This is a genomic window from Promicromonospora sp. NPDC023987 (genome assembly GCF_040639055.1).
Taxonomy (GTDB): Bacteria; Actinomycetota; Actinomycetes; order Actinomycetales; family Cellulomonadaceae; genus Promicromonospora.
On the sequence record NZ_JBEZZF010000001.1, the window covers coordinates 1 to 26,205 of the forward strand.

The 26,205-nt window shown below is 67.1% G+C and carries 22 protein-coding genes; 8 read left to right on the forward strand and 14 right to left on the reverse strand.

Annotation, left to right across the window (positions count from 1 at the left end):
* Positions 1–164: 164 nt before the first annotated feature.
* Together AB0F40_RS00005 and AB0F40_RS00010 are read right to left on the reverse strand one after the other, a co-directional pair.
* Entirely contained in the window at positions 165–791 is a 627-nt protein-coding gene (locus AB0F40_RS00005; RefSeq protein ID WP_357462202.1) for a superoxide dismutase, read from the reverse strand.
* A gap of 64 nt (positions 792–855) precedes the next feature.
* The gene (locus tag AB0F40_RS00010) at positions 856–1,692 is read right to left on the reverse strand and encodes an NAD(P)H-dependent oxidoreductase (protein WP_357462204.1); all 837 of its coding nucleotides are present in this window, start codon (positions 1,690–1,692) and stop codon (positions 856–858) included.
* A 111-nt stretch (positions 1,693–1,803) separates the two neighbouring features.
* On the opposite strand from AB0F40_RS00010, the gene AB0F40_RS00015 reads away from it, so the two are divergent.
* Complete coding sequence (locus AB0F40_RS00015) at positions 1,804–2,157, forward strand: helix-turn-helix domain-containing protein (protein WP_357462207.1); 354 nt, start codon at positions 1,804–1,806, stop codon at positions 2,155–2,157.
* A 23-nt stretch (positions 2,158–2,180) separates the two neighbouring features.
* On the opposite strand, the gene AB0F40_RS00020 is transcribed toward AB0F40_RS00015, so the two are convergent.
* The 3 genes from AB0F40_RS00020 to AB0F40_RS00030 all read right to left on the reverse strand — a co-directional run bounded on the left by AB0F40_RS00020 (position 2,181) and on the right by AB0F40_RS00030 (position 3,589).
* A complete protein-coding gene (locus AB0F40_RS00020) occupies positions 2,181–2,552 on the reverse strand; it encodes a nuclear transport factor 2 family protein (RefSeq protein ID WP_357462209.1) in 372 nt (123 codons plus the stop codon).
* A 112-nt stretch (positions 2,553–2,664) separates the two neighbouring features.
* The gene (locus tag AB0F40_RS00025; RefSeq protein WP_357462212.1) at positions 2,665–3,051 is read right to left on the reverse strand and encodes a VOC family protein; all 387 of its coding nucleotides are present in this window, start codon (positions 3,049–3,051) and stop codon (positions 2,665–2,667) included.
* A 148-nt stretch (positions 3,052–3,199) separates the two neighbouring features.
* The gene (locus AB0F40_RS00030) at positions 3,200–3,589 is read right to left on the reverse strand and encodes a nuclear transport factor 2 family protein (RefSeq protein ID WP_357462215.1); all 390 of its coding nucleotides are present in this window, start codon (positions 3,587–3,589) and stop codon (positions 3,200–3,202) included.
* 88 nt (positions 3,590–3,677) lie between these two features.
* Here AB0F40_RS00030 and AB0F40_RS00035 point away from each other — a divergent pair, with 88 nt between their 5' ends.
* On the forward strand, positions 3,678–4,385 hold the full coding sequence (locus AB0F40_RS00035; RefSeq protein WP_357462218.1) for a TetR family transcriptional regulator: 708 nt from the start codon (positions 3,678–3,680) through the stop codon (positions 4,383–4,385).
* A 479-nt stretch (positions 4,386–4,864) separates the two neighbouring features.
* Positions 4,865–5,077 (forward strand): helix-turn-helix transcriptional regulator, encoded by a 213-nt coding sequence (locus tag AB0F40_RS00040; protein WP_357462220.1) that lies wholly within the window; start codon positions 4,865–4,867, stop codon positions 5,075–5,077.
* Between the two features lie 25 nt (positions 5,078–5,102).
* Here AB0F40_RS00040 and AB0F40_RS00045 read toward each other — a convergent pair whose 3' ends face one another.
* From AB0F40_RS00045 to AB0F40_RS00070, 6 genes are all read right to left on the reverse strand, one after another.
* Complete coding sequence (locus AB0F40_RS00045; RefSeq protein ID WP_357462223.1) at positions 5,103–5,915, reverse strand: GIY-YIG nuclease family protein; 813 nt, start codon at positions 5,913–5,915, stop codon at positions 5,103–5,105.
* 25 nt (positions 5,916–5,940) lie between these two features.
* Entirely contained in the window at positions 5,941–6,309 is a 369-nt protein-coding gene (locus AB0F40_RS00050; protein ID WP_357462226.1) for a hypothetical protein, read from the reverse strand.
* An 88-nt stretch (positions 6,310–6,397) separates the two neighbouring features.
* The gene (locus AB0F40_RS00055; protein WP_357462229.1) at positions 6,398–6,613 is read right to left on the reverse strand and encodes a helix-turn-helix transcriptional regulator; all 216 of its coding nucleotides are present in this window, start codon (positions 6,611–6,613) and stop codon (positions 6,398–6,400) included.
* Positions 6,610–9,723 (reverse strand): type I restriction endonuclease, encoded by a 3,114-nt coding sequence (locus AB0F40_RS00060; RefSeq protein ID WP_357462232.1) that lies wholly within the window; start codon positions 9,721–9,723, stop codon positions 6,610–6,612. The genes AB0F40_RS00055 and AB0F40_RS00060 overlap by 4 nt, the downstream gene beginning before the upstream one ends.
* A complete protein-coding gene (locus AB0F40_RS00065; RefSeq protein ID WP_357462235.1) occupies positions 9,720–10,937 on the reverse strand; it encodes a hypothetical protein in 1,218 nt (405 codons plus the stop codon). The genes AB0F40_RS00060 and AB0F40_RS00065 overlap by 4 nt, the downstream gene beginning before the upstream one ends.
* Positions 10,934–12,880 carry an N-6 DNA methylase gene (locus tag AB0F40_RS00070; protein WP_357462238.1) on the reverse strand — a complete coding sequence of 649 codons (1,947 nt, stop codon included), beginning with the start codon at positions 12,878–12,880 and terminating at the stop codon, positions 10,934–10,936. The genes AB0F40_RS00065 and AB0F40_RS00070 overlap by 4 nt, the downstream gene beginning before the upstream one ends.
* A gap of 703 nt (positions 12,881–13,583) precedes the next feature.
* Here AB0F40_RS00070 and AB0F40_RS00075 point away from each other — a divergent pair.
* Positions 13,584–14,336 (forward strand): DNA methyltransferase, encoded by a 753-nt coding sequence (locus tag AB0F40_RS00075; RefSeq protein WP_357462241.1) that lies wholly within the window; start codon positions 13,584–13,586, stop codon positions 14,334–14,336.
* Between the two features lie 27 nt (positions 14,337–14,363).
* Here AB0F40_RS00075 and AB0F40_RS00080 read toward each other — a convergent pair whose 3' ends face one another.
* Positions 14,364–15,983, reverse strand: coding sequence for a DUF6119 family protein (locus tag AB0F40_RS00080; RefSeq protein ID WP_357462244.1), 1,620 nt, complete (start codon positions 15,981–15,983; stop codon positions 14,364–14,366).
* Between AB0F40_RS00080 and AB0F40_RS00085 the strand changes: the two genes are divergently transcribed.
* The gene (locus tag AB0F40_RS00085; protein ID WP_357462246.1) at positions 15,867–16,988 is read left to right on the forward strand and encodes a restriction endonuclease; all 1,122 of its coding nucleotides are present in this window, start codon (positions 15,867–15,869) and stop codon (positions 16,986–16,988) included. The genes AB0F40_RS00080 and AB0F40_RS00085 overlap by 117 nt on opposite strands.
* A gap of 25 nt (positions 16,989–17,013) precedes the next feature.
* Here AB0F40_RS00085 and AB0F40_RS00090 read toward each other — a convergent pair whose 3' ends face one another.
* Positions 17,014–17,832, reverse strand: coding sequence for an endonuclease domain-containing protein (locus tag AB0F40_RS00090; RefSeq protein ID WP_357462249.1), 819 nt, complete (start codon positions 17,830–17,832; stop codon positions 17,014–17,016).
* 200 nt (positions 17,833–18,032) lie between these two features.
* On the opposite strand from AB0F40_RS00090, the gene AB0F40_RS00095 reads away from it, so the two are divergent.
* The gene (locus tag AB0F40_RS00095) at positions 18,033–18,866 is read left to right on the forward strand and encodes a hypothetical protein (RefSeq protein WP_357462251.1); all 834 of its coding nucleotides are present in this window, start codon (positions 18,033–18,035) and stop codon (positions 18,864–18,866) included.
* Between the two features lie 48 nt (positions 18,867–18,914).
* On the opposite strand, the gene mobF is transcribed toward AB0F40_RS00095, so the two are convergent.
* The gene (gene mobF, locus AB0F40_RS00100) at positions 18,915–22,361 is read right to left on the reverse strand and encodes a MobF family relaxase (RefSeq protein WP_357462979.1); all 3,447 of its coding nucleotides are present in this window, start codon (positions 22,359–22,361) and stop codon (positions 18,915–18,917) included.
* Positions 22,362–23,479: 1,118 nt separating this feature from the next.
* Here mobF and AB0F40_RS00105 point away from each other — a divergent pair.
* Together AB0F40_RS00105 and AB0F40_RS00110 are read left to right on the forward strand one after the other, a co-directional pair.
* Positions 23,480–24,736 (forward strand): cytochrome P450, encoded by a 1,257-nt coding sequence (locus tag AB0F40_RS00105; protein WP_357462254.1) that lies wholly within the window; start codon positions 23,480–23,482, stop codon positions 24,734–24,736.
* Positions 24,737–24,885: 149 nt separating this feature from the next.
* Positions 24,886–26,181 (forward strand): hypothetical protein, encoded by a 1,296-nt coding sequence (locus AB0F40_RS00110; protein ID WP_357462257.1) that lies wholly within the window; start codon positions 24,886–24,888, stop codon positions 26,179–26,181.
* Positions 26,182–26,205: the final 24 nt, after the last annotated feature.

Genomic DNA, 26,205 nt, shown 5'->3' on the forward strand with positions numbered 1-26,205 from the left:
TGTGTGGTTCGGTTAAACCGGGTTCATATCCGCAACCAACTCTGCACTCGGCGTTGAGGGCCGCAACCATGTCTGCACTCGGCGGGTGGGGTGCCTGGCTCGGCGCCGACAGTCCGGCGCCGTCGGCCGTCACACCGCTGGGATGAGGAGCCTCATGGCGGCCGTCACACCGCCGTGATGAGGCTCCCGGTAGCGGCGCGCGCCCGATCGAACCGGGCGGCGACGTCGGACCAGTTGGCGAGGTTCCAGAACGCCTTGACGTAGTCGGCCTTGACGTTGAGGTAGTCCAGGTAGAACGCGTGCTCCCACATGTCGAGCATCAGCAGCGGGGTGACGCCGAGCGGCACGTTCGCCTGCTGGTCGAACAGCTGGAACACCAGCAGCCGCTCGCCGATGCTGTCCCAGCCGAGCACGGCCCAGCCAGAGCCCTGGATACCGGTGGCCGCGGCGCCGAAGTGGGCCTTGAACCCCGCGAAGCCGCCGAACTGCTCGGTGATCGCCGCCGCGAGCTCGCCGTCCGGCACGCCGCCGCCGTCGGGCGAGAGGTTGTGCCAGAAGACCGTGTGGTTGGTGTGCCCGCCCAGGTTGAACGCGAGGTTCTTCTCGTGCAGGTTCACCGCGGCGAGGTCGCCGCTCTCGCGGGCCGCGGCCAGCGCGTCGAGCGCGGCGTTCGCGCCGGCCACGTACGTGGCGTGGTGCTTGTCGTGGTGCAGCTCCATGATCCGCCCGCTGATGTGCGGCTCGAGCGCCGCGTAGTCGTAGGGCAGTTCAGGCAGGGTGTAGACGGGCATTGGTCGTCCTCTCATCGAATGCTTCCGACGCTAGAACCTCAACCACAGTTGAGGTCAACGAACGTCACGAGGCGAGACGGTGATCGTCGACACAGTGCTCGGCCGGACCTTGCTCGCCGAGCTCTCGCTCGCCGTCGCGGCGTTCGTGGATCCTTACTCCACGCTCTCCCGGCAGCACATCGACTCGCAACTTCCGGTCCCGCCCGTAGTCGCCGTCGGCCAGCGCGCGGTACCGGACCGGCTCCTCGGCGCCGAGGCCGGCGATCCGCTCGCGCAGACGCTCCACCTCCCGGTCGAACCGGTCCCATCCCGGCCGGTCGACGCCGGCGACCAGGTGCGGTCGGAACGGCTCCATGCCGGTGTACCACGCGACCCCGTGCAGGAAGGGGAAGAACAGCTCGTCGAGGTCGCCGTTCAGCCCCCGCGGATCGAACGACTCGGCCCGGTCCCCCGCCGAGACGACCGCGAGCACCCGCCGCCCGGCCAGGCCGCCGTCGCCGTACTTGCGGGGCAGGCCGGCGTCGTCCTGGAGGCCGAACGCGAAGCCGTTGACGAATACCCGGTCGAACCAGCCCTTGAGGATGGCGGGCATACCGTGCCACCACATCGGGAACACCAGGACCAGCAGGTCGGCCCGGCGCAGCTTGTCCTGTTCGGCGACGATCTCGGGCGCGAGCGCACCGGCGTCGTACGCGCGCCTCGACCGCACGGAGACGGTCTCGGCCCCGCCCTCGACGGCGCCGTAGTCCTCCAGGCGGACCGCCGGATCCCAGCCCATGGCATAGAGGTCGGACACCTCCACGGAGCTGCCGGAGCCCTCCAACGCGGAGCCGGCCACGCGGGCCAGCTCTGCGGTCAGCGAGCTCGGGCTGGGGTGCGCGGTGACGACCAGCGCGTGCATGTGCTTCTCCTTCGACGGCGAGCGGTACCTGCCTCACGCTAGGAACTCGGTACGGTCTGCACAAGTACGCACATCTATGACACATACTGACGGTTCGGATACTGTCAGTTCATGACCACAGCCGCCGAGACCATGCGTCCCCCCGTCCAGCGAGCCATCGAGGTCTGCCCCGTCGAGGTGTCGATGGCGGTGCTCGGCGGCGCCTGGAAGCTGAGCGCCGTCAAGTACCTGCTCGAACGCACGCACCGCTTCGGCGAGCTGCAGCGGCGCCTCGGGACGGTGACGCCGCGCACGCTGACGCGCGTGCTCCGCGACCTGGAGGCCGACGGCATCGTCGTCCGCACCGTGTACGCGGAGGTGCCGCCGCGCGTCGAGTACTCCCTCACCGACCTCGGCAGGTCCCTCGACCAGGTGGTCGGGTGGCTCGACGCCTGGGGCGACGCGTACCCGCGGCCCGTGGGCTGAGACCGGTCCGGGCGTACTGCCGCTCAGCCGGTCCGCGGCACCGGCGTCTGCTGGTAGAGCGCGAGCCGCCACGCGTCGTCCTGCCGGGTGTAGACGCTCGACATCAGCGCCACGAACGCCGGCTCGGCGCCGTCACGGTAGGCGCGGCCCGTGTAGACGAGGATCGCGTCGCGGTCCCCGAGCCGGATCAGCCGCTCGTCCGATATCTGGTAGGTGCGCCAGGGCGGTGCGGCATCGAGGGAGGCGACGACGGCCTGCCGATCGAGGACCTCGCCGTGGGCCAGGACCATGACGCCGTCCTCGGTCATGACCGACCCGTAGAAGTCCGCACCCGTGCTGTCGCACAGGGACTTCCACCCCTGGTGCTCAAGGTCCAGCAGCTCGTCGACGTCCACGGCCTCGCTCCCCTCGTCCGCTGTGGACGATAGGCACGGCGGGCCGCACCGGTCAACCAGCACGGGACCGCCGCGCCGCTCGACCGGCCCGAGCTGCAGGACCAGAGCCGGCTCAGTCCTGGATGAGCGCGACGACGTTGCCCGCCGGGTCGGCGATCCAGCCGATCGTCGGACCCTTGCTCGGGTCCGTGCTGCGCGATACGCCGCGCTCGTCCTGGTCGAACTCGGCGTACCGGATCAGGCTCGCTCCAGCCGCCTCCAGCTCGGTCACCGCCTCGTCGATGTCTGGCACCACGAGGTTGAGCACGGTGTACGACGCCGGTGTGTGAGCCGCCCCCTTCGGGTAGACGAACACCGTCGAGCCGTCGGTCAGGTCGATGTCGAGACCGCCCATGGCGTTCTCGCGCGCGGGCAGGCCAAGGGTGTCGCGATAGAAGCGGAGGGCGGCGTCGGCGTCGTCCACCGAGAAGCCGCTGAAGCTGCGGAGCGTGGTGACCATCGTGGGTTCCTTTCCTCGGAGCGGTTGTACTGCCGACTCCGGAACGCACGGGAAATCATCGGCTCGTGCCGCCGCTCGAAGCGGACCGGCACCTCCAGGCCGCGGGCCCGGCCATGCAAGCTCCGCCCGGGCCGGGCCCACCGTGGGATCAGAACATCCCGTTGTCGTTCACGGAGGTCTTCGGCACGTCCTGGATCACGTCCCAGTGCTCGACGACCTTGCCGTCCTCCAGGCGGAAGTAGTCGGCCAGTGCCTGGCCAGGATTGTCGGGGTCGCCCGGCTCAAGATCCAAGTGGGAGTGGGTGACTACCATGTCGCCCTCACCGATGATGCGCTTGATGACGAGTTTCAGGTTCGGGTACTCGCCGCGCAACCAGGTCACGAACCCGATGAACGCCTCCGGCCCGTCCTGCGCGGCCGGGTTGTGCTGGATGTAGTGAGACCCGAAGTGGTCCGCGATCGCCTTGGCGGGGTCTCCGGCGAAGGCGGTGGTGTAGTAGTCGACGACGACCTGTTTGTTGCGCTCGATATCCGACATGCTCTGCTCCAGCTTCTCGTGAGCCGTACGTACACTTGGTGTCACTACAAACTTACCGTAGCACCAAGTTCCCGTGTAACCTGCGATCGTGAGCTCGCACACCGTCGACTGGACCGCGCTACTCGCCCCGACCGCTGTCGCCGGCGAGGCCGCCGGGCTGCGGGAGCGTCGCAAGCGCGCCACCCGCAAACTGCTGATCGACACTGCCGTCGAGATGTTCTTGGCCCACGGTTTCGACGCGGTCACCATCGCGGACATCGCCCGCGTTTGTGACATCTCGCCCACGACGGTGTTCAACTACTTCCCGACCAAGGAGTCGCTCGTCCTCGACCTGCCGGACACACTGGTCGACGTCTTCCGCGCCGAGCTCGGTGATCCGGGAACCACACCGCTCCAGGCCATGCGACGAATCCTCGCCGGCGAGCTGGACAATCTGATCTCCTGGCTGGACGCCCAGGACGACAAGCTCCGAGCCATCGAAGCCGTGCAGCGCTTCGAAGCCATGGTCCGCGACACCCCCGCGCTCCAGGCACACCACCGCAACCTGCTCCAGCAGATGGCCCGCACGGCCGCCGAAGTCCTGGCACGCAGGGCCGGAGTGGACCAGTACGCCCCAGAGCCTCAGATCACCGCGACTGCACTTCTGGGACTGTGGCCCATCCAGGTCCATGCCTCGTGCAGGCTCCTGGACGGCACCCGGACCCCGGCCCAAGTCCGCGACGCGGTCACCGCCGAGGTACACCGGGCGGCGCGTCTGCTGGAAACCGGCCTGGCGGGGTTCCCTCCGGTCCGCTGAGGCCAGCTCCACGCCATCCAAGGTCAGGGGTTAGCGGGCCGGAGCAACAGCAACCCCCTACTGGCGCAACAACGAGCGGGAGCCCGGCCGCTGGCCGGACTCCCGCTCGAACGTTCCCGATATGAATGATGACGCGAGACATCAATGAACGATGTCCCGCGTCATCACATCGGTGGAGCTGGGGGGACTCGAACCCCCGACCCCCTGCATGCGGTGCTCGCACGCGGGGCTCGACGGGAGACCTCGACAACTCTCGGAGAAACACCGCTGACCTCGGACTATCCCGGAATCGGGCGGATGTTTGCGACCCGATCTTACCCCGAACTCTCGGCGAATCTCGTGGCTTCTCGGCGGCTCAAGTGGTGAGTTTCTGGCGGGACACGGGAGTCAGAGAAGTCAATCGGTGGTGATCATCGCCCCGGGAGGTGCTTGCGACATCATGAGGGGGCCGCCGTCCAGGGGCTCAGCCGCGACACGACGTGGCAGCGCAGGCACTCAAGTCGGCGCTCGGAGAGCAGCTCCGCGCCATTCGCCTGTCCCGGGGGCTCACGCAAGAACAACGCGCAGAGCAACTCGAGATGACACCCCGCTACCTTGCCGGGATCGAACGGGGTGAACGGAACCTGACGCTCGACTCCGTGGACGTTCTGGCCGAGCAGCTCGGAGCGGGCGTGCCCCCTGGCCTTCGGTAGCCGCTGAGGCCAGAGGCAGCTCAATTCAGTTGCGGTTGAGGCCATGCCTTCTGGTGTCCAGCGCGTGCTTGAAGTGACTCTCCGCTTCGTCGATGACACGCGTCGGCGTCGCCGGGTCGAAGACCCTCAGGATCGAGTACCGGAAGCTGGTCGGGTCAACGTTGCGCAACTCGACGTTGCCGCCGTGGCCGTTGGCCGCGTACGCGCTCCAGCGCTGGCGGATGCTCTCCGCACCATCGGCCTTGCCGACGTACTTACGTCCGTCTCGAGTATCCGTGATGAGGTAGATGCCCACCACCGATGACAGCGCCGTCCTCCAGGCCGCGTACCGGTGCTCGCGCATGACTGCCTGCAGCTGCGGGCGGTCGAGGACGAGCCGGTCGAAGCCTGGGAACGGCACCGGCTGGGCGTCGGCGATCTCCATAACCGGGTAGCCGGCCGCCGTCGGGCCGTTGAGCCTCCAGGTGCGCGGAGACCGCCAGCCGATCACGAGTCGGTTCCCCAGATCGGCGAGGTGCTCGGAGGCGACCAGGTCGAAGGTGCGCAGAGCGCCGTCGTTCGAGACCTCGCCCCGGTTCTCCAGCACCGACCAGAGGCGGGCCCTGTCACCGCCTTCACGGATGAACACCACCCAGATCGGCGGAGGATCGACCGGGAAGATCCGCGGCTTCGTCGACTGCTGGCTCGTGTACGCGAGGATCTCCTCGTCGGTCGAGTCCGCATGGATACCCGCGAGACCGGTGTCTTCGTGCTCGCGCACGAATGCATGGCGGATTGCCTGGGCGTCCACAGAATCGATCCCGGCGCTGCGGAGGATCACGTCGAGCGTCAAGGCCATCGCAGGTCCCTGCTCCTCGACGAGCTCATGTGGGCAGTCCCAACTTGTCGAAGGACGCCCTGTTGCGCTCCGTGGCCGCGTCGACCAGACCGTCGAAGCTCATGACCTCGATGTATGCCTTGGCAGCGTTGTTGTAGCCGACGTCGTCCGAGATCGTGAATCCGATGATCGGCTTCAAGGGGGCGCGCCCGGGGCCGGCCGGGCCGAAGCCGAGCTCGGCCTGGGAGTCGCGGTGCACCCTCACGTCGATCCGTCCGGGATCGTCGGGGCCGCCGGGCCACGCGTCGACCGCCTGTATGCCGTTGACGATGGCCTCTAGAAGCGCCAGGAGGGCATGGCTCTTGGGCAGGCTCGTGTTCCAGACTCTGCCGGCAAGCAACGTCGTCAGTGCCATGATCATCCCTCCCTCAGCCGTTGAGCTGAGCGTACTGGCGACCACTGACATGAGACGCGCAGAGGCGAGCCCAGGACATCCCGCGTGATCAGACGTCGTCCCTGAGCTCCAGCTTCAGGCCGAGCGCCTGCGCGACCTTCGCGATGGTCGCGGTCGTCACGTCGTTGTTCGCCTCGACGCGCGCGATGGTCGGGCGCGACAGGCCCGACATCTCCCCGAGCTCCGCCTGCGACCATCCCTGCTTCTTCCGGGCCTCGCGGATCACGTCTCCGAAGCCTCGCTGATCCGCCTCGCCCATGCTCATTGCCCTTCCAGGTCGGAGCCCGCGTCCGCGTCGGGGCGGTGCTGGGCATGGAGCGCGTCAGCGGCGATGTCGGAGAGCTGGCCGATGAACGCCGGGTCCGTCATGTAGGTCTGGATCTCCTTCGACTCGTTCACGGTCTTGAGGACCGCGAGCCCCACCGCGTTGCTGAAGCCTTCGGAGGCCTTGAGCTGAGCCACGGTGTTGTTCTTCGCCATCGCGGCCGCTTCCTCGCTGGCGTCCAGGAAGCCCCAGAAGGTCGTGATGAAGCCGGACACGCTCTCGGGGCTGACGTCGACGCCCTTGGCCTTGAACATCTCGTTGACCTTCTCGATGGCCTCGTCGAGCGGCCCCTTCTTCGGCGCGGCGCTGCCGCCGTACTCGCCGTCGAAGATGGGCAGCTTGATGCCGTCGCCGCTGCCTTCGCTGATCGAGTGGTCCTCCTCGATCGCGGAGGGGACGAGCTTGACGCCCGAGAGCTGCACGCCCTCGAGGAAGCTGTCATCGCGGTCCTCGCCATCCGTGTGGAGGTTCCGGCCCAGCAGCGTCGCGAGGATCGCACGGCGATGCAGCTCCGGGTCCTGGTAGTCGACGATCTGGCTGAGGAACTGCCAGGCGTTGCGGTAGCCGAGCACGTCGGCGCGGAAGGCCTCGAGTTCCTTCTTCCGCTTCTTGTCCTTCGACAGGACGGCCTGACGCCATTGCCCGGTCCAGCGGTTCTTGATCGGCGACAGGACCTTGGCGATCGCCTCGCCGCCGGCGTCGGTCAGGAAGGCGTCGGCGACCGCGTCCATTTCCTCGTGCGTGTAGAGCCCCGCGGTGTCGAGCCGCTCGCCGACCGTGATCAGCGCGTTCGGGTCGACGTCGCCGTCGACGTGGGCGTCGGAGTAGTAGAGCTTGAAGTCAGCCTGGACGCTCGCAGGGGTGTTGCGGAAGTCGACGACCATCGGCGCGGTCTTGCCCGGGTAGATGCGGTTCAGCCGGGACAGCGTCTGCACCGTGGCGACGCCGGAGAGCTTCTTGTCGACGTACATCGCCATGAGCCTGGGCTCGTCGAAGCCAGTCTGGAACTTGTTCGCGACGATGAGGACGCGGTAGACGCCCTCCTCCCGGAAGGCCCTCGCGACATCGCTCACGCCGTTGACGGACACCTCGGTGACGCTCTCGCCGTCCTCGTCGGTGAGCGAGCCCGAGAACGCCGCGAGGGTGTGCAGGTCGTAGCCCTTCTCGGCGATGTAGGCGTCCATCTTCCGCGACCAGCTCAGCGCCTCCATGCGCGAGCTGGTCACGACCATGGCGCGCGCCTGGCCGCCGATGAGCGGCTGCACGTTCCGCCGGAAGTGCTCGACCACGACCCGGACCTTCTGCGCGATCGCGGTCGGGTGGAGCCTCGCGTAGCGGACGATGCTCGAGACCGCCTCGCCGGTGTTGACCTGGATCTCGCTCTCCGACTCCTCGCCCTCCAGGGTGCTCTTCACCCGCAGGAACATGTCGTAGGTCGAGTAGTTGGTGAGCACGTCGAGGATGAAGCCCTCCTCGATCGCCTGCGCCATCGTGTACGTGTCGAAGGCCTCCCACCGGTCTCCGACCTGGGTGCCGAACAGGCGAAGGGTCTTCCCCTTCGGAGTCGCGGTCAGAGCGACGAAGGTGATGTTGGCAGACGCCGCGATCGCCGAGTCCTTGGCGGCCAGGAGGTCGTCGGCGCTGATCTCCTCGTCGGGGTCGACCTCGACGTCCACGAGCAGCTCCTTGAGCTGCTTGGCCGCGGAGCCCGACTGCGAGGAGTGCGCCTCGTCGGCGACGACTGCCCAGCGCCGGCCCCGCAGCTCCTCGGTGTCCTCGATGAGCTTCATGACCTCGGGGAAGGTCTGCAGGGTGCAGGTGACGATGTGGTCGCCCTCGACGAGCGCCTTCTTCAGCTGCGGGGACTTCGCGCCGAACCTCTCGCCCACGCCCACGACGAGGCCCTTACTTGACTGCACGAGGTTCATGTCGTCGCGGATGTTCTCGTCCAGGACCGTGCGGTCCGTGACGACGATGACCGAGTCGAACGTCGACTTCGAGTCGGCGCTCATGTGCCGGATCAGGCGGTGGCTGAGCCAGGCGATGGTCTTGGTCTTGCCGGACCCGGCAGAGTGCCAGACCAAATAGCGCTTGCCGGGGCCATACGCCTCGATGTCGGCGACCACGCGCTCGACGGCCCGCAGCTGGTGGAAGCGCGGGAAGACCAGGCGGCCGTCATCCTTCTTGCCGGACTTGCCAGGCTCGAAGAGCGCGAAGTCCTTGAGGATGCGCATAAAGGTCGAGCGCTCGAGGATCTCGTGCCACAGGTAGTTGGTCGACGATCCGGTGGCCGACGGCGGGTTGCCCCCGTGGCCGTCGTCGCCCTGGTTGAAGGGCAGAAAGACGGTGTCCCCGCCCTGCAGCTTCGTCGTCATGTAGACGAGGTCGTTGGACACCGCGAAGTGGACAAGCGCCCGGCCCGGGGCAAGAAGGGGCCGGCTCCTGCCGGGCTTGCGGTCCTCCTTGTACTGGCGGATCGCGTGGTTGACCGTCTGCGTGTTGTCGGTCTTGAGCTCCAGCGTGACTACCGGCAGGCCGTTGGCGAGGAGCACGACGTCGATGCTCTCGTTCGTCTTCGTGTCGAAGCGCACCTGGCGCAGGACCCTGAGCCGCACGGCCGCAGCCGCCTCCACGACCTCGGTCAGGTTGGGATTCGCCGGCGGGAAGGCCATCATCGGCCCGAACTTCGCCGTGGGACGGCCGATCTGGGCGTAGGAGAAGCCCTTGCGCAGCACGCCGAGCAGGCCGCCGACCGGGTGCCCGGTCGTCGGGTCCATCCGAGTCGCCTTGGCGAGCTCCTTGGTGATGTGCTCGAGGAGCTTCCGCTCGGCGTCTGATCTTGCCTCGCCGACCAGGTCGCCGGGGACGGCCTTCTCGTACTCGTCCGGGTACTGCGTGGCCAGCCAGTGCAGCACGTCGGCAGGCACCATCGCCAGGCCGACGTCCCAGCCGGTCGGCTTCCCGTCGCCCTCGTAGAGCCAGCCGCGCTCTGCCAGCTCGGAACAGAGGTTCTCCTCGAACTCGAGCTCCATCAGCTGCGCATGGCTCATGCGACTTCCTTCCGTCCGGTCACGACATCGAGGAGGAACGTAGATGAGCGCTCCACGAGCAGTTCGCGAAGGCTGGCGATCTTCGCCAACATCCCTTCGATGCGACCGGTAACCTCGTCCAGATCGTCCGCGATGCGCTTCTGCTCGTTCATGGGAGGCAGGGGCAAGGGCATCATGTCGAGCGCGATCTTCGTGACGCGCTGGGCGTTCGGACGAACCCCTGTGCCGATCGCCCCGAAATAGTCGACGTATCGGGGGCTGCGGAGCAGGTGGTGCACGTAGCGCGGGTGGAACCGCGGTGAGATCCAGAACGCCTTGTAGTCGGGGCTGATATAGCCGGTGAGCGATGACACCCCGAGGCCCCCGTGGTTGAGCCACATCATGTTGGCGGCGAGCTGGTCAGGTCTCACGACCCGGTACTTCGCCACGTCCAGCGACGCCTGCTGGCCGTCCGTCCGCGTGTTCAACTCGACGCCTCGGTACTCCGAGATCGAGAGGAGCGGACCCGGCGGGTCGTCGCCGTTCCGCTCGGTGCTCTCGGTGAAGTCGTAGCCGAACTTCGTGCGGTCCCAGTGCTCGGGCGTCCCGGACAGCGGGGACTGCGCGTCCTCGCCTCGACGGGAGTCGTCTTCGGAAAGGCCGAACAACGCAGCAGTGTCGATCGCTCGCGCTCGCAGCGCGTCGGTCAGCTGATCGAGCTTCCCGACCATGGCGTCGACCTCGTCGAGCCGGGCAGCGAGGTGACACTGGACGTCCAGCGGCGGAAGAGGGACCCGGATCCGCGACATCCGAGTGAAGTTCGTCGACCACAAGTCGTCGACGATGCCCGTACCCCAGCGGAAGAACTCGTTCTGAAACGCGATGCTGCGGAACAAGTGGTGGCCGTACTCCGGGAGCAGGAGGTCTGGCCTCGGAGTCATGACGGAGTAGACGACCGAGACGCTCCCGTCCTGCCGCGCCAGCCCGGACGCTCCACGCCTGTCGGATCTAGAGTTGATGACCAGGTCGCCGGCCCGGACGAGCTTCCGATCGCCTTCGGTCTGGGACTTGGCAACGCCCGCCAGCTGGGGCGTCACGCCCAGCTTCCCGACCGACAGCGGCGGATAGTCGGTCTCGCCGACCTTCTCGTTCCGCTCGATGACGACAGACCCGACCGGAGCCATGACGAAGGCGGGACTCTCGAGCAGCGACTGGTGGACCGCCTGATCGGTCACTGATCGCTCACCAGCTTGAACATGTCGACGAGCTCGCCCATTAGCCCCTGAACCTCCGAGTCGATCTCGTCGAGCGGACGCGGCGCGCGCGGCGTGTAGAAGATCCTCGTGAACGGGATCTCGTTGCCATGCTTCGCCTTGCCTTCGTCCCATTGCGCGTCCGGAGAGAAGGGAACCACCTCGCGCGCCATGTGGTCGGCCAGGTCTTCACTGAGGGGCACTCGCTCTGTGATCTTCCACCCGCTCGACGTGACCGCGTTGCCCTTCCTGTCGACTGCCGGCGGCGCGGACTCATCCGGCACCGCCATCGCCTTCATCACGGCGTCCACCAGGCCCAGCGGAGCCTTGAGCCCAGCGGCCTTCGCCGCCTTCGGCAAGCTCCTGGACAGTTCGTTCCAGCTCGTGCCGTCCAGCGACTTGAGCAAGGAGACGTGCTCGTCCGTGAAGTCCTTCCGCTCACGCAGGGCCTCTACGACTTCGTCGCTGAAACGGGCGGCCAGGCGAGCCTGCTTGTAGACCGGGATGTCCCGGAACCTGAAGTCGTCCGGAGTCATCACGCGAGAGATCTCCGGGTCCGCGCGGTCAAAGGCCTTGTACGCCTCAAGCACCGGATCCCGGTCCGTCGTGCTCATCTTGCGGCGCTTCTCGCCCATGGGCCTGCGCAGCAGAGTCCACTGGTCCGATCCGTCGAGCAACTGGATCTTGCCCACGCGTTCCGGGTCCTTGTTCGTGTCGAGGATCCAGACATAGGTCGGGATGCCGGTCCCGTAGAACATGCTGGGCGGCAGGGCGATGATCGCGTCGATGAGGTCCTCGTCGAGGAGCCACTCGCGGATGGCCGTCGGCCCCTTGTCCCCGTTGAAGAGCGGAGCCGCGTTCGAGACGACGGCTGCGCGACCGCCCTGGCCGTTCTTGCCGGCCGGGCTGAGCTTCGACGCGCAGTGGGCCAGGAACAGCATCTGCCCGTCGCTGATACTGGGGAGGCCGTGGTTGAACCGTGAGCCGGGCGTCCTCGCCTGCTCCCGTACAGACTTCTCCTCGACCTCCCAGTCGATCCCGAACGGCGGGTTCGAGAGCACGTAATCGAATGTCTGCCCCCCGTAGAGGTCCTCGATGAGCGTGTTGCCCTGCTTGATCGCGTCGGGGCGGCCGCCCTGGATGAGCAGGTCAGCCTTGCCGAGGGCGAACGCGGACGGCATGAGCTCCTGGCCGTAGAGCGTGACGTCGATCTTCTCGTTCATGCGCCTCAGCGCGTCCTGAGCGATCAGCAGCATGCCGCCGGAGCCGGCCGTCGGATCATAGATCGAGCGAGCTGCGCTCTCGCCGGCGAGGGTGTCGTCGTCGTTCGCGATCAGGACGTCGACCATGAGCTTGATCGCGTCGCGCGGGGTATAGAAGTTGCCCGCGGCCTTGCCCTTCTTGTTGAAGGCCCGGTACATCACGTCCTCGAAGACGTCGCCCATGCCGGTGTCGCTGAGCTCCTTCGGGCCGAGCGGCAGCGTCGAGAAGTGCTTGACGACGGCGTGCAGACGGTTGGCGTCGGCGAGGACCTTCGCGCGCCGATCGAAATCGAACGAGACCCAGATGTCGGCAATGTTGTTCGAGAAGCCGTCGATGTAGCTCTTGAGAGACTTGTCCACGTTGTCGTCGACCGAGGCGATGGTCGCGAGGTCGAGCGGCGAAACGTTGTAGAAGCCCAGGCCGAACCGGTCTTTGACTGCGATGTCGATGAGGTGCTGCGGCATGCCGGCCAAGGCGTCGACGTACTTGATGACGTCGTCCTTGCTGTCGGCGAGCATGCACTCCAGCCGGCGGAGCACCGTGAACGGCAGGATGTAGTCGCCGTAGTCCTCCTCGTCGACGATGTTGCGCAGGTACTTGTCCGCCGTGTCCCAGACGATCCGTGCCGTGGTCTTCCTGGATGCCTCTGCCGACTCGGCCATGCGTGCTCGTTCCTGCTCGTCGCGGTAGTCTCCTGTATCAAGAACTTTACACGGATCGGTGTATCAGGAACGTGACATCCCGCCTCGTGTCCGAGTCGATCCGGGTCCTCTGCGTCACCTGAGCGGCGACGCTGTTCGAGACCCGCTAGCCACCCCGAATGCCATCCGTGTCTCCCGCTCTCGCTCAGCGGTGCGTCTTGGCCGGCAGCCGACCCGGCAACGTCGTCTTGGATCCGTTCTCCGGATCTCGGGCGCCACTGGGCCGGCCGCGACCGAGTCCGGCCGTCGCTACATCGGGATCGACCTCAACAAGTCCTACCTCGACCTGTCACTGCGGACCCGACTGCGCCAGGGCGTGCTCGACCTCGAGACGGGCCCCTGACCATCCGCGCCTCGACAAAGGTGAACGGGCTATCCGTCACACTCATGCCAGAACCCACTGCTTCATGGTGGCCGCTCGAGGCGCTGGCTAATCCCGCGTGACGAGACTCCCTGAGCGGCTCTGGCCGCCATATGGCGGCAGGACGGGTGCGTCAGAGCACCTGAGCAGCATGAAGAACTCTTCCGGCAGTGAAACCGTGCACGGGGCTGGCCAGCAGCTCGATCTGGCACGCTCGACCACGACCGCTTTCCGAGACGCCGCCGATGGGCTCAACGACGCCGTCAGCTGCCCGGCGTACTTCCTCACGTTGCGAGGTCGGTCGTGACGCCGTACTTCAGTGACCAGGACGTCACCCTGTACCTGGGCGACGTCGCAGAGGTCCTGCCCACGCTGGGCACTTTCGATGCGGTCGTGACCGACCCTCCGTACGGTGAGACGTCGCTGGACTGGGACGTCTACCCGGTCGGGTGGCCGCAACTCGTGAGCGATCACGCGTCGTCGATGTGGTGCTTCGGGTCGATGAGGATGTTCCTGGACCACGTCGATGACTTCGCCGGGTGGCGCATGTCCCAGGACGTCATCTGGAACAAGGGAGCCGGAACCAGTCCCGCGACAGATCGTTTCCGGCGCGTCCACGAACACGTCCTGCACTTCTACCGTGGCCCCTGGCGAGACACGCACCACGACACCCCCCGAGTCCAGATCATGGGGCGGGCACGCAGCAGCCGGTCATCGAGTGGTCCCGGGCCGTCGACGCATGCTGGATACGGTCCGTCCGCCTGGGTCGACAACGGGACTCGCCTGATCGAGTCGGTGATTCACGCCCCGAAGGACCGCACTGGAAAGGCAACCAACCCCACCGCGAAACCGGTCGGGCTGCTCGAGCTGCTCATCACCTACTGCACACCGCCCGGGGCGATGGTGCTGGACCCGTTCGCCGGATCGGGCTCCACCGCTGTGGCTGCCCGTCATATAGGGCGCCGGGCCGTGCTCGTCGAGAAACGGGAGGAGCAGTGCGAGGCCGTCGCCCAGCGCCTGGCGCAGGGCGTTCTCGACCTGGCGGCAGACGCATGAGCTACTCATCGTCGAAGATCCTGCCGATTACTCGACGAGGATGGGCGCGACGTACACGTCGATGCCGCGGCCCTGGATGTCCTGGACCGCCCGCACGAGGTTGACCCGCGAAAATGTGAACAAACTCTGCGCGGATACCTCGGTCCTTCTCGCCATGGCGAGCACCACTCGTTCGGGACGGCCTCTGACCCATGACGGGTCGCCGCCCTCGGCCTCCACCCGCTCCCTCAGCCGCTGTACCGCTTGCTGATCCCACGCGAGTGCGTGGGTCGAGACGTAGGCCTGCGCGAACAGGTGGCTCGCCGGCGCCGAGGAGTCGAACTTCTTGACGTGGATCAACGATCCGTCACTGAGCAGCACATCGCACGCTTCGAATCCCCTGGGGTGAGCGTCAGTTCGGATCAGCTTTTGGTCGAGACAGATCCCACCGAGCTGGACTGCGAGGGCCCGGTTGTACTGCGCCTCGTTCTCCATCGCGGCCGTCCAGCCGGGCAGGGGCGGCTCGAGCCGCTTGCGGAAGATCCCCTCGGTCAGGCGCAGCAGTCGCTCGGCGTACTGCTCGTCCATCTGGAACCACTGCCCGTCGAACAGGCAGTACTTCTTGCCGTTGTGCGAAGTTTCGAAGGCTAGCCACTTGCGGGCTGGGATCGCTCCGCTGATCGGGTCGTCTTCGTCGGCGCTGCTGAACAGCTGGACCTTCATCTGCTTGAGCCGCCGCAACGGAGCCGTCGATCCCGCAAGGGGCGAGATCAGGTCCTCAAGAACGGGCAGGCCATCCTGCAAGGCTGAACTGCCTCTGCCAGCTCCGGAGCCCATGAGCTTGAAGTGCGTCGGAGGTGCGTTGTCTCCGATGTGCTCGAACGGCCAGGACAGGCCCAGCTGGCGTTCTTCGTCCGTCGTGAGCGCGTCGGCGAGCTGTTGGTCCAGCGCGCTGACCAGACTGGCGGGCTTTCGAATGGGGACCAGCTGCTCCAGGACGCTCATTCCTGGTGGAGGGTCAGCCGCCAACAGGGTCTCGATGTGGTCCAGGTCTGCCACGAGGTCTCGCGCCGTTCGGCCCAGCGGGATGTTGAGAGCATCCGCCCCGCGAACGGTCGTCTTACCTTCGTGTGTGAGGCCGGGCGCCGTCCCGCGGACGACGATCCGGGTTGCCATCTCACCGAACGCTTCGAAGCCGAACCCGTTCAGGCCGTCTCCGCTGGGCACGGTCACACGAGCAACCTGCGCGCGTGAGTCGATAGCGCTGCGAGTCACCGAGCTGATCTGGGTGGGGTCCGCGAGCCGGATCGCGACGCGCTGCCCGAAGCTGGAGTCCACGTATGACTGATCGATGAGCTGGAACCCCATGCCGAAGGTGACGGCCCAGGCGCCATCGTCTGCACGACGAACGATCAGCGCGCCTGCCGCCGTTACGTTCCCGATTGTTGCCGGGAACCCTGTCAGGGATTCGACGTCCCGGGCCCACTTGGCGTACTCCGTCGCCATGACGCCCAGCACGAGCAGTGCCTCACGTCCCCCGACGACGACGTCGTGCATCTCGAACTCCTCGTCCTCGACGTATCGTTCACGGACGGCGGCGCGCAGGTCTTGGACATCCACGAGGCGGTAGAGGGTGCGGGCGGTGGCGTTCGACTCTTTGCGAGGCACGAGATCGATGCTCCCAGCGTGCGTGAACTGCGCAAACGCTCGACGCGAAGATCACCCGCCCACGCAACTCCGCCGTCGTTCCACGGCCCGTGTCAGTGTCCGCCAGTACGGTCAGGAACACCTGATGGCCAGCGAAGGGACCGACCCGTGGCGGTGAACTCTGGTGAGCTCTTTGAGAGTTACGTTCACTACATTTATCAAACACTTCTGGGCTCTGCCGGCAAGAACATAACCGTCGCCAGAAGAGCCGACGTGTACGACAATCAAGGAAACCGGTACAACATAGACGTATTCTATGAGTTCGATGTCGTCGGCGTTCACCACAGGGTGGCAGTGGAATGCAAAGACACTCGTCGGCCGATCGAACGCGATGACGTCCTGGCTTTCGAGGCAAAAGTTCGCAACTTATCCAACACCATCGGGATATTCATTTCCAGGAGCGGATTCCAGTCCGGCGCGAAGAAATATCTCGAGGACCATGGAATCACACACTTCTCCGGCGACGACATGCCACAGTTCGGGAGTGTTATTGCGTCCAGGGTGAGGTCAGTAGCGCTCCCGGATGATTCCGCTGTAGGCCAGCCGTTCTGGGGCCTCATGGAAGTCAAGGAGGGCAACGTAACGGGGACTTGGGTAGCCATTCCGGACCGCAGCGAGACCCAATCCACCAGCGAAGGCTTGATTGACGCGCCAGAATCAAGCCTTCTCCCGCTGTTCCACTCCAGGCCGCAGGCCGACCGGTTTCGAAGGTTCGCCTGCAGCAACTCGGACGTGTGCGTACGAGGGATCGAACAGCCGACGTTACAGTTCCTCATACAAATGGCTTACTTTGACGGTCGAAAGTTTGCCATATGCGTGATTGTTGAAGACGAAATCGGTAACCCTCAAATGATGGCCCAGCCTTGGAGCGCAGTCGATCTGGCCAATGAGTACTCCACGGTCGATCTGACCTCACGATTCGATAAGGCGGCGGCACGGCTGCACAAGAAGTTCAGCAGTTCGTGAGCGCGGTGTGGCGCAGCAGGGATAGCTAACTGCCCGTCAGCCCGAGGCTGGCGGCAGCGAGCTCCCGCACGCGGCGTAGGCGGGCCTTCTCGCGTGGACTGGGCGTGCGCGGGTAAACCAGGCCCAGCGCACGAGCCGGCGGATCGTTGAGGTAGTCGGCGAAGGCGCATCCGGAAACGTGCAGGCAGCCCCCGACGCGGGTGTTGCAGTCACGGCACAGGTAGCCACGCACGAGTCCGGTCACCGGGTCGTGATCCACGGCAACTGCGATTGCCGTCTGACAGCACGCGCAGCCAGGCCCGAAGTTGGTGGTCAACCGTTCGCGGACACGGCCGATCCGGGTGCTGTCGATCGGCCGCGGCCAGTACTCGGCAAGGATTGGGCAACGCTCCACGCCAGCGACGCGGTCGGGTAGCTTCGCCGGTCCACTGACCTCCACTGTCCAGTCGATGTCGTCGCGGCCCGCCTCCCACTCCTCCGCCCCCTTGTAGGGCATTTGGATCCGGTAAGACGTCCCGTTCGTCGCCCAGAGGATCCACTGGCTGTGCTCGTGGTCACCGCACGGCACAGTCGATCCCGCTTGAACGAGGTGGTAGCGGCCGTCCGAGCCCAGCATCGCCATCGTGTCCGCGGCTGGGTATCGACGACTGTGCCGACCTACGCTGCAGGGCAGGTCACCCTGCCGAAACCGCGGCTCGGCGGCCGTCTGCTCCCACAAGACGTTCATCCATCGATGCGCGGGCAAGTCTCCCCAATCCAGAGCGGGCACCGCATGGGTCACCGCTTTCCGGTCGACCCCGAACACAGCGTTCGGATGTTCAGGGGGGCGCGGAAAGTCGACCATGGCGCCAGTGAAGCACTCGACACCGACACCCCCAACGCCCAGTCCTCCCGTAGCCCTCAGCACCAGCCTCCGACCTCTTCGCGCCTCCCTTCTGCTTAGCAGGGGCTGTCGGTGACTGCCGGTACGGTTCGCGACGCCAGCCAGCTCGCACGGGGCCGGTGGGTTTGATCATCGACGTGAGGGGAAACATGGCGTCAGGGATGTCCTCGGATCTCAAAGACCTGGGGTCGCACATCGAGAAGCTGTTCGGAGTCTCGTGGGACCGGGTCCTGGCCGGGTTCGTCTACAGCCTCGCCAGCGGCTGGCTCTTGTGGGCCGTGCTCACGTCGACTCGTCCGAGATCTCCGCTCGACGGCTTGACCCGCCTGCTGGAGACGCTCGCGATCACACCTCCCGCGTGGATCGGTGATGCAGCGGCCTGGATGAGTCACCCGGAGCGTGACGTCTTCGTCGTAGTCCTCGCGGTCGGTGCCGGACTCGCTGCCACGTTTTACGCCGGGACGCAGAGCACCGGTTCAGAGGCCGCGTCCGTGTTCCTTACCTTGGCTGCTCTCCAAGGCGGAGGCCCGGCCATAGTCATGATCACGCTGGTGACGATCGTGATCCCGGTGACGCTGTCGGTGCTGTTGGCGGTCGCGCAGGACAATTCGAAAGCTTCTGCCGGTGATCGCCCTCTCGAGAAGCTGCTCGGCCATCACACCGGATTCGTCACGGTCAATGCCGCGCTCACCTCGTTGTTCCCCTTCTTATTGATCCCATTTGCACCGCTCGCACTCGTCGTGATCGTGACACGGTGTCTGCGTGCGGACCGTGCCGTCGACGAGGCCGCGGCGCTGTCCTTTACTGCGCTTCACCGACTTCGGACCGGCTCGGCCGCGGACCAGCAGGCGGCGGCGCAAACACTGATCCTGGCCGGCGCCCTGCTGGCCGACCCCCACGACAACCAGGCCCGCCAGGACGCTGCTGGCAGCCTTCGCCAACTGTTCACCGGGCCGACCGGCGCAGGCCCCGGACAGTTGCGGCCCCGTCTGTGACGGCGCGGAAGGCCTCACGCTCACCAGGGTGGTAGTTCCTCTGGTCTGCTACGGACGAATCGGTGCAGCGCCGCGATGCCCGGACCGTACCGGCACCGGCACCGGCACCGGGCGACTCGGCTCCAAGTTCAGGGCGTTCGGAACTCGAGCAGCATCACCTGCATCGTGCACGGCAAGGGCGGCGATCAGACGTGCTCTTTCCTCAAGGGCTGCCCGCTCGTCCTGGGGCATCGGGCCGAGCGCTTCGGGGACGTCATCGGTAACGAAGCGCGTGTCCCCGGCGCCGCGCTTCCTGGTCGCTCGGGTCAGGCGTGCGGCGAGCATGGCGCATGCGTCGTCGGCGATCAGCAGGCCACGCTGGGCCGCGACCCGTGGCAGAACCGTCTCGACGTCGTGCCCGAGGGCTTCGGCACGGCGCAGGGCTCTGCACAGTGGGCCGAACGCGTCGGTCGTGACTGCCGCGGCGGCTTCGGTCGGGGTGAGCTTGCCCGTCGTGCTCAGCGTCGTGGTGACCAACCGGGTCCAGCGTAGCCGTTGGGCGACGTCGGCGATGTGCTCGTACTCGGCGATCAACTGGTCCCGCCCGGCCCACTTCTCGTGCTCCGCTCGACGGGTCTCATGTGCGGAGAGCTCTGCACCCGGGCGGGCCAGGATCCGGTAGAGGATCCCGCGCGCTGTGAGGTTCTCGGCGGGTGGGGTGTGGTCGTCGTCGGGCAGGTCGGTGGCGACGTAAGCATGGTTGGCGTGCCGGCCGCGTGTCAGGGCGACGTACAGGTTCTCCCGGACGGTCTTGGCGGTGATCAGGACGTGGGCGGTGTCGACGGTGATGCCCTGGGCGCGGTGGGCGGTGACGGCGTACCCGAGGTCGAGGTGCTCGGCCACGTACTGCGCGGGAAGGGTCACGCTCGACCCCAGTCGCGTGGACGCTCCGCTGTCTCGCCGGGCGGGCAGGACGCGGCGTGCTTCGACCGTGCCGTCGCGGCGGATGTTGGTGATCTGCCAGCGGTCGCCGTTGCGGACGAACCCGCCCCGGACGGTCACCAGGCGGCGGCGGTTGCGGCGGGTGATGACGAGGTCGCCTTCGGAGGCTTCGGTCCCGTCCGCCAGGGCTACGGCGCGGCGGGGGTCGACCCCGCCAGCGAGGATGCGGTCGGCGCGGGCGCGCCGGTTGAGCTCGGCCACCATGACGTTCGTGTCCGCCACGAGGACCGTTGCTCGGCCTGCGGTGTGGTCGTAGTGCCAAGCGGTGTAGGCAGCGTCGGCCATCTCCTCGGTAGTGCCGTCGTGGAGCCGACTGTGGTCGTCGTAGGCGGGTACGGCCTCGGGGCGCCCGTCGCGGAGCGCGAGGGAGGCGGTCTTCTCCCATGCGTGGGTGAAGCGGTGCAGCTCGAGCAGGCGGGGCGGACTGATGCGGGCGTGGACGAGCATCGCGAACGCTCCGCCGGCGTCGACGGCTTGGAGCTGGGCGGGGTCGCCGACCAGGAGCAGCTTCGCCCCCGCGCGCTTTGCCGCGGTGGCGAGGGCGTTGAGGGTGTGGGTGCCGGCGAGGGTGGCTTCGTCCACGATCACCAGTTGCCCCTGGTGCAGTTCGGCGTGGTGCCAGGGCTTGGTGCTGGTGTGGTCGTGGAGCCACTTCGCGGTGGTCTCGGCGTGCAGTCCGACGTCGTGTCCGAGGACGCTCGCGGCGGCAGCCGACGGCGCCAGTCCCACGACGCTCCCGTCACCGTGTTGGTGGGTCCATGCCTGGACGAGGGCGCGCATCGTGGAGGTCTTGCCCGCACCCGCAGGCCCAACGAGCACGTCCACCGTCCGGCCGGAGGCCGCGACCTGTCCAATGGCGGTCGCCTGCTCGCTGCTGAGGGTCCGGCCTCGGCGTGGGCGTTCGGTCGTGAACGCGACGTCGCTGGGGTGCAGGGTCGGTGCGGTGGTGTCGTCAGCCAGGTCCAGGAGGTGCTGTTCAGCGTCCCAGACCGCGGTGCTGCTGAAGACGGTGTGGCGCTTGGGTCGCAGCATCGTGGTGCCATCCGGGCGTCGCAGCGTGTCCGGGGTAGGTGCGAACTCGCCTGGTGTGAGCGGGATAGACCCGGCCTCGGCCAGGGCGACGATCCGGGTGGTGATCTGTTCCCGGTCGGCAGCCGAGGCGAGGCGCCAGCCGGTGGTCTGGCGGGAGGCTTCTGCCCACAGGTTCCAGTGCGTCCAGGTCGCCTTGCTGTCGGACACGGCCGCCAGGGTGCTGGTGGCGGCCTTGGCCAGCGCGTCGTCGGGCACCTGGTCCGCGCTATGGGTGCGGGCGATGCCGGTTGTGGTCAGGCGGCGGGCGAAGGCGACCGGGTCCCTGCCGTCGAGCGCGGGCAGCAGCAAGGCCACACGACGGCGCCAGGTGGTGGTCAGGTCGTGCAGGGAGTGCAGGGTCTTCTCCGGACGGGTGGCCAGCGTGGCCTGTGCCCGCAACTGGCCGACCATCGTCTTCGAGGGGCGGCGTCCATGCCGGGCGATGTACTCGGCGATCAGGACATCGGTAACGGCGTTGATCTGGGTGGACCGGGTCGAGAACTCGGCGATCAGATCCTCGCTGACGCCGTCGATCTCCCACTGTCGGTTCCGATCGGCCCCGCGCCGGCGATGCTCCCAGGTCAGGCCGAAGGTCCCGGTGAGGCGGTCGCGCAGGACCGCGTCATAGTGCGCCGACAACGCGACCGCCGCAGCGAACAATGGCTGACCGTCCAAGGTCCGCCAGATGCCATCGAGGACCGTCTTGACCTTGTTGGAGACCACGACGTGGGTATGGAGTTGGGGGTCATTGGCCCGGGAATCCCAGTGGTCGAACGCGGCAGCGATCACGCCCTCGACGTCGGCCTGGGCGATGCCGTCCCTGCCGACCCGTGTCGCGGCGACATGGCGTTCGAGCAGATCGAACGTCTCGCGAACCGCGGCGTGATGGGCCTCCACGATCCGCGCCTGCGTGTTCGCGTCCGCCAACGCCCACAGCACGCTCACCGACTTCGGCACCGAGAACGTCAGGTCGAAACCCGCCACCGCATGCCGATCACCAGCGCGGTGCTCCTCAGACTCGATCACCGCCGTTGCCACGGCGCGCTCGTCGTCAGTGAGCCACCGGTCAAGTTTCGCGACCCGATCCTCGATCCGCTGCGCGACCGGCTTGTAAGTCCGGTAGTCCCGGCCCAACCGCGCACCTGTGACTGGATGCCGGCCAGCGCCGATCAGCAGCTTGAGCTGATCCTCGGTCACCATGTCGCCCTCAGCCAGGCAAGCACTGTCGGGCGCCCCGTTACCCGGCGCAGCCTCCGGATCGGCCAGCGCGAGTGCTGGGTCCAGCCCCTCCAGTCCGGCGCCGAGCCAGAACCCTGGTGGCGTTCCTGCCTCCAGGTAATACCGCGTTACCCGATCCGGCGCTGACCGATCCCCGTCCCCACGGACGACAGAGCGCAGGAGGTAGGCGTAGCCGTCTCCAGCCGAGATCTTCCGGATCGACATCGTCACGAGCACGCACCCCCCTCGCTTCAGAGGTGGGCGAGCACAGCCGACCACACTCCTCTAGCCATGCCTGAATGCAATCAGTGTGAGGGGTGGCGAGGAGGGGGCTGGCGAGCGGGTGGGCCAGGGCGGAGGTGAGGAGGGGGCTGGGCAAGGCGGAGTGGGAGGCGAGAGCTGGGTGATGGAGGGTGACGCGGGAGGACCGGGGTGCGAAGGTCTGTGGCGTGGATGAAGGGGTGAGTGAAGGTCTGCCAGTGGGAGTCGGAGCCGTGCTGCGCCTGCGGTCAGCCCAGCAACAGACATGGAAGAGGCGGACGTTTCAGCGATCATCGCTTGCCTGCGCCGCGTGGTGGCTGGGTTCCCTTTCCGGACACGCGCAGACGTGAAGACCGGGATCGATTACGCGCTGGCGTTGCGGCGCTGCTCGAGCAGCGAGGGCGAGCTAACGGGCTCGGCGCGGACGAGTGTTGAGCGCCACGCGCATCAGGCTGCCAAACCCGACTAGCGCAAGCCATCCGGCGACCAGTGTGAACTTCGCAGCGTTGTAAGCGAATAGCACGACGAGAACCCAGGTCACCATGTGGTTCACCTCGTAGAAGAACCACGCACCACCGGCGTAACCAAGAGCGGCCAGAACAGCCAGGGAGAAACCCCAGCGGCGATTGCCGCGCTTGCACATCCAACGCGCTGCATGTGTGGTTGGGCCGGCCTCGAACCTCGGCGAAGCTGCTCTGGCCGGTCCGCCATGGAGCGGGGCAACGCGGGCACTCGGCGACTTACGGTAGCGACTGAGGTATGTGGGCACGCTCGTGTCGGGCAACAGGCCTGACCCAGCGGCATGAGTCATTTCGTACTTCACAGCAGTCGGTGCAGACATGACGTCTCGCCTCCGGTGTCGCCTTGTTCGAGTGCGCAGTTCAAGGTACGCCGATGCCCCGGGAGAACCAAGTAAGCGCGCCGATTTCGGCGTCATTTCCTGGGTTGTCGCTCATCGATGTCACGCCTGGGCGTCGCGCGCTTCGTAGGCGCCCCAGTCTGGCTGTTTGGGGCGCCCCAAACAGCCAGACTGGGGCGCCTGGACCTTGTGAGGAAATCTGGCCGCTGGTGCGGTTACGCCTATGACTTCTGAGGCGCCTGCGCGGCATGTTCTGGACCCGACCGGGCAAGATGTGTACGGCGAGATCGACCGGCTCCGCGGCGACGGTCCGGTAGTCCGGGTCGAGATGCCCGGCGGGCTACACGCATGGGTAGTCCTCGGGTACGCCGAGGCCGTCGAACTGCTCAAGGTCCGTAACAAGGACCCGCTGGTGTCCAAGGACATCGCGTACTGGGCCGACTACCTCGCGGGGCTCGTCCCCAACGACTGGCCGCTGCTGAGGTGGGCGGTCAAGGCCGGGATGTTCACCGCCGACCCGCCCCTGCACCGTGACCTCAAGTCGTGGGCAGCACCCGCGTTCACGCGACGCCGGATCACGCGGCTGACACCGGTCATCGAGCAGATCGTGACCGACCGCCTGGATGTCTTGCCGCGCGAGGCCACAGCTGGGCAGGTGGTGGATCTGCGGAGCGCGTTCTGCCTGCCCGTGCCGATCGAGGCGATCGGGGCGCTGTTGAGTGTCCCGGACGACCTGGCTCCGACGTTCCTGCTCGGCGCGGACGCATTGTTCGACACCGCGCTCGACCTCAAGCTAGCCGAAGCACGGTTCATGGCCCTGCTGAGCGCGATCGAGACGATGGTCGACCGCACGATCGCCGACCCGGACCTCCTGAGCCGCAGGGACCTGACCAGTGACATGGTCAGGTCCCTGGGCGAGAAGGACGCCTACACCCGTGAGGCGTTGCTGGAGACGATGCGGCTGACGATCGTGGCCGGGTACGAGACCACCGGCAACCTCATCGACCAGGCGACGTTCGCGCTGCTGACCCACCCCGAGCACCGGACGGCCGTGCTGGCGGGGAAGGTCTCGTGGGACGCGGTGATCGACGAGACCTTGCGATGGGCCGGCGTGGCCGGGAACCTCCCACTGCGGTTCGCCGTCCAGGACTTCGAGCTCGGCGGTGCCCACATCAAGGCGGGCGACGCGATCCTGGTCTCCTACGCCGGCACTGGACGCGACCCGGCCAAGTACTCCCAGCCCGACGTATTCGACCCGACCCGAGACTCTCGTGACCACCTCGGGTTCGGGCACGGCACCCACTACTGCCTCGGCGCACCCCTCGCTGTCCTGGAGGCCAAGACCGCGCTCCCGGCGCTGTTCGAGCGGTACCCGGACCTGTCCCTGGCCGAGGACCCCACGACGATCCCAGCGAACCCCGGGTTCATCACCAACGGGCACGCCCGCTTGCCCGTCCGCCTGGGCACCCCGACCGCCTGACCGACCCTGCCGGGGCCGCCATCCATGGCGGCCCCGGCTGCACCGTTTCACGAGCGCCGCCCACCGATGACCCTCGGGCGGGCACGTCCACGTTTCGTCGCGCCTGGGCTTCGTGCGCCCTGAACCCGTCCCCTTCGAGGAGAAATACGTTGTACGGCATTTCTGATGTCCGTCTGGATGTCCTGGCCGCCAACCCTGTGCCGGGGCTGCCGATGCTGGCCGCGGCGACCATGGCGCCCGACCCTGCGGCCGTGTATCGCACGTGGCGGGCGCAGTGGGGGCCGGTGGTCCCGGTCGAGCTGTCCGACGGGGTGCTGGCCTGGCTCGTGCTCGACTACACAGCTGGCATGGGCGTGCTGAAGAACGAGACCGCGTTTAGCCGCGACGTCGAGCACTGGGCCCCGTTCCAGGACGGGCGTGTCGCACCCGGCACCGGCCTGCACGCCTTCTTCAGCCCACGCGCCAACGCGTTCTACACCGACGGCAAGCCTCGTGCCCGCCTGCGGCAGGTGGTCGACGACGGATTCGCGAGCATCGACGAGACAAAGCTCGTCCGAGCCGTCCGCACCCAGTGCCGCACGCTGCTGGCCCAGATCGCGCCCCTGGGTAGTGCCGACCTGGTCGCCTCCTACACCGCAGCCGTCCCGGCGCTGGCCGTGGCCGCGATGTACGGGCTGCCGTCCCGCCTGGCCGACCGGGTCCGTCAGTTCGCCACCGACATCTTCTCCAACACTCCCGCCGCTGGGCCGGCGTTCGTCGGTCTGAACGCGTTGCTGACGGAGTTGATCGCGATCCGGCGCCAGGATCCGGGTGACGACCTGCTCTCGACGATCGTGCACCATCCGCTGGCTCTGGATGACCTTGAGCTGCTCGATACCGCACAGATGATCCAGTCCGCGGGGCACGAGATGTCCGTGGCCTGGACCACCATGACGCTCCTGCATCTGATGTCCGACCACGACTTCGCTACCCGCACCCGCCACGGTCGCCTCGGTATCGATGAGGCCCTGGACCACGTCCTGGTCCACCAGTCCCCGACCTGGCACACCCCCGCCCGGTTCATCACCGCCGACACCGAGCTCAGTGGCCGCGTCGTGCACCAGGGCGAAGCGATCGTCTGCGCGGTTGCGCACGCCACCAAGACCATGCACGAAGGCGCCAGCCTCTGGGACGCGTCCACCAGCCGCGCCACTCTCGCCTTCGGCGCCGGCGTGCACCGCTGCCCCGCCACACGTGTCTCGCGCCTGATCACCAAGACCGCCGTCGAGGAAGCAATGCGCGGCCTGCACGGCCTCAAGCTCGACACCCCCGTCGAGAACCTGCCCTTCGTCCCCGGGTTGTGGGCCCGCTCCGCGGCGACGCTCCCGGTGACCTACCTGCCGGGCCACCTGACCACTCCCGCCCGTCAGACCGCGTCAGCCGAGTGGGATCTCGTCGGCGCCTGACGCACACCCGGTGCACCGCCATGA

Excerpts from the sequence above, each read along its gene's own strand:
- AB0F40_RS00005 (WP_357462202.1), bottom strand. The coding sequence starts at position 791 with ATGCCCGTCTACACCCTGCCTGAACTGCCCTACGACTACGCGGCGCTC.
- AB0F40_RS00025 (WP_357462212.1), bottom strand. The coding sequence starts at position 3,051 with ATGGTCACCACGCTCCGCAGCTTCAGCGGCTTCTCGGTGGACGACGCC.
- mobF (WP_357462979.1), bottom strand. The coding sequence starts at position 22,361 with ATGTCGATCCGGAAGATCTCGGCTGGAGACGGCTACGCCTACCTCCTG.
- AB0F40_RS00045 (WP_357462223.1), bottom strand. The coding sequence starts at position 5,915 with ATGGCCTTGACGCTCGACGTGATCCTCCGCAGCGCCGGGATCGATTCT.
- AB0F40_RS00015 (WP_357462207.1), top strand. The coding sequence starts at position 1,804 with ATGACCACAGCCGCCGAGACCATGCGTCCCCCCGTCCAGCGAGCCATC.
- AB0F40_RS00070 (WP_357462238.1), bottom strand. The coding sequence starts at position 12,880 with ATGGCCGAGTCGGCAGAGGCATCCAGGAAGACCACGGCACGGATCGTC.
- AB0F40_RS00050 (WP_357462226.1), bottom strand. The coding sequence starts at position 6,309 with ATGGCACTGACGACGTTGCTTGCCGGCAGAGTCTGGAACACGAGCCTG.
- AB0F40_RS00010 (WP_357462204.1), bottom strand. The coding sequence starts at position 1,692 with ATGCACGCGCTGGTCGTCACCGCGCACCCCAGCCCGAGCTCGCTGACC.
- AB0F40_RS00090 (WP_357462249.1), bottom strand. The coding sequence starts at position 17,832 with ATGGTCGACTTTCCGCGCCCCCCTGAACATCCGAACGCTGTGTTCGGG.
- AB0F40_RS00105 (WP_357462254.1), top strand. The coding sequence starts at position 23,480 with ATGACTTCTGAGGCGCCTGCGCGGCATGTTCTGGACCCGACCGGGCAA.
- AB0F40_RS00095 (WP_357462251.1), top strand. The coding sequence starts at position 18,033 with ATGTCCTCGGATCTCAAAGACCTGGGGTCGCACATCGAGAAGCTGTTC.
- AB0F40_RS00055 (WP_357462229.1), bottom strand. The coding sequence starts at position 6,613 with ATGAGCATGGGCGAGGCGGATCAGCGAGGCTTCGGAGACGTGATCCGC.
- AB0F40_RS00030 (WP_357462215.1), bottom strand. The coding sequence starts at position 3,589 with ATGTCGGATATCGAGCGCAACAAACAGGTCGTCGTCGACTACTACACC.
- AB0F40_RS00060 (WP_357462232.1), bottom strand. The coding sequence starts at position 9,723 with ATGAGCCATGCGCAGCTGATGGAGCTCGAGTTCGAGGAGAACCTCTGT.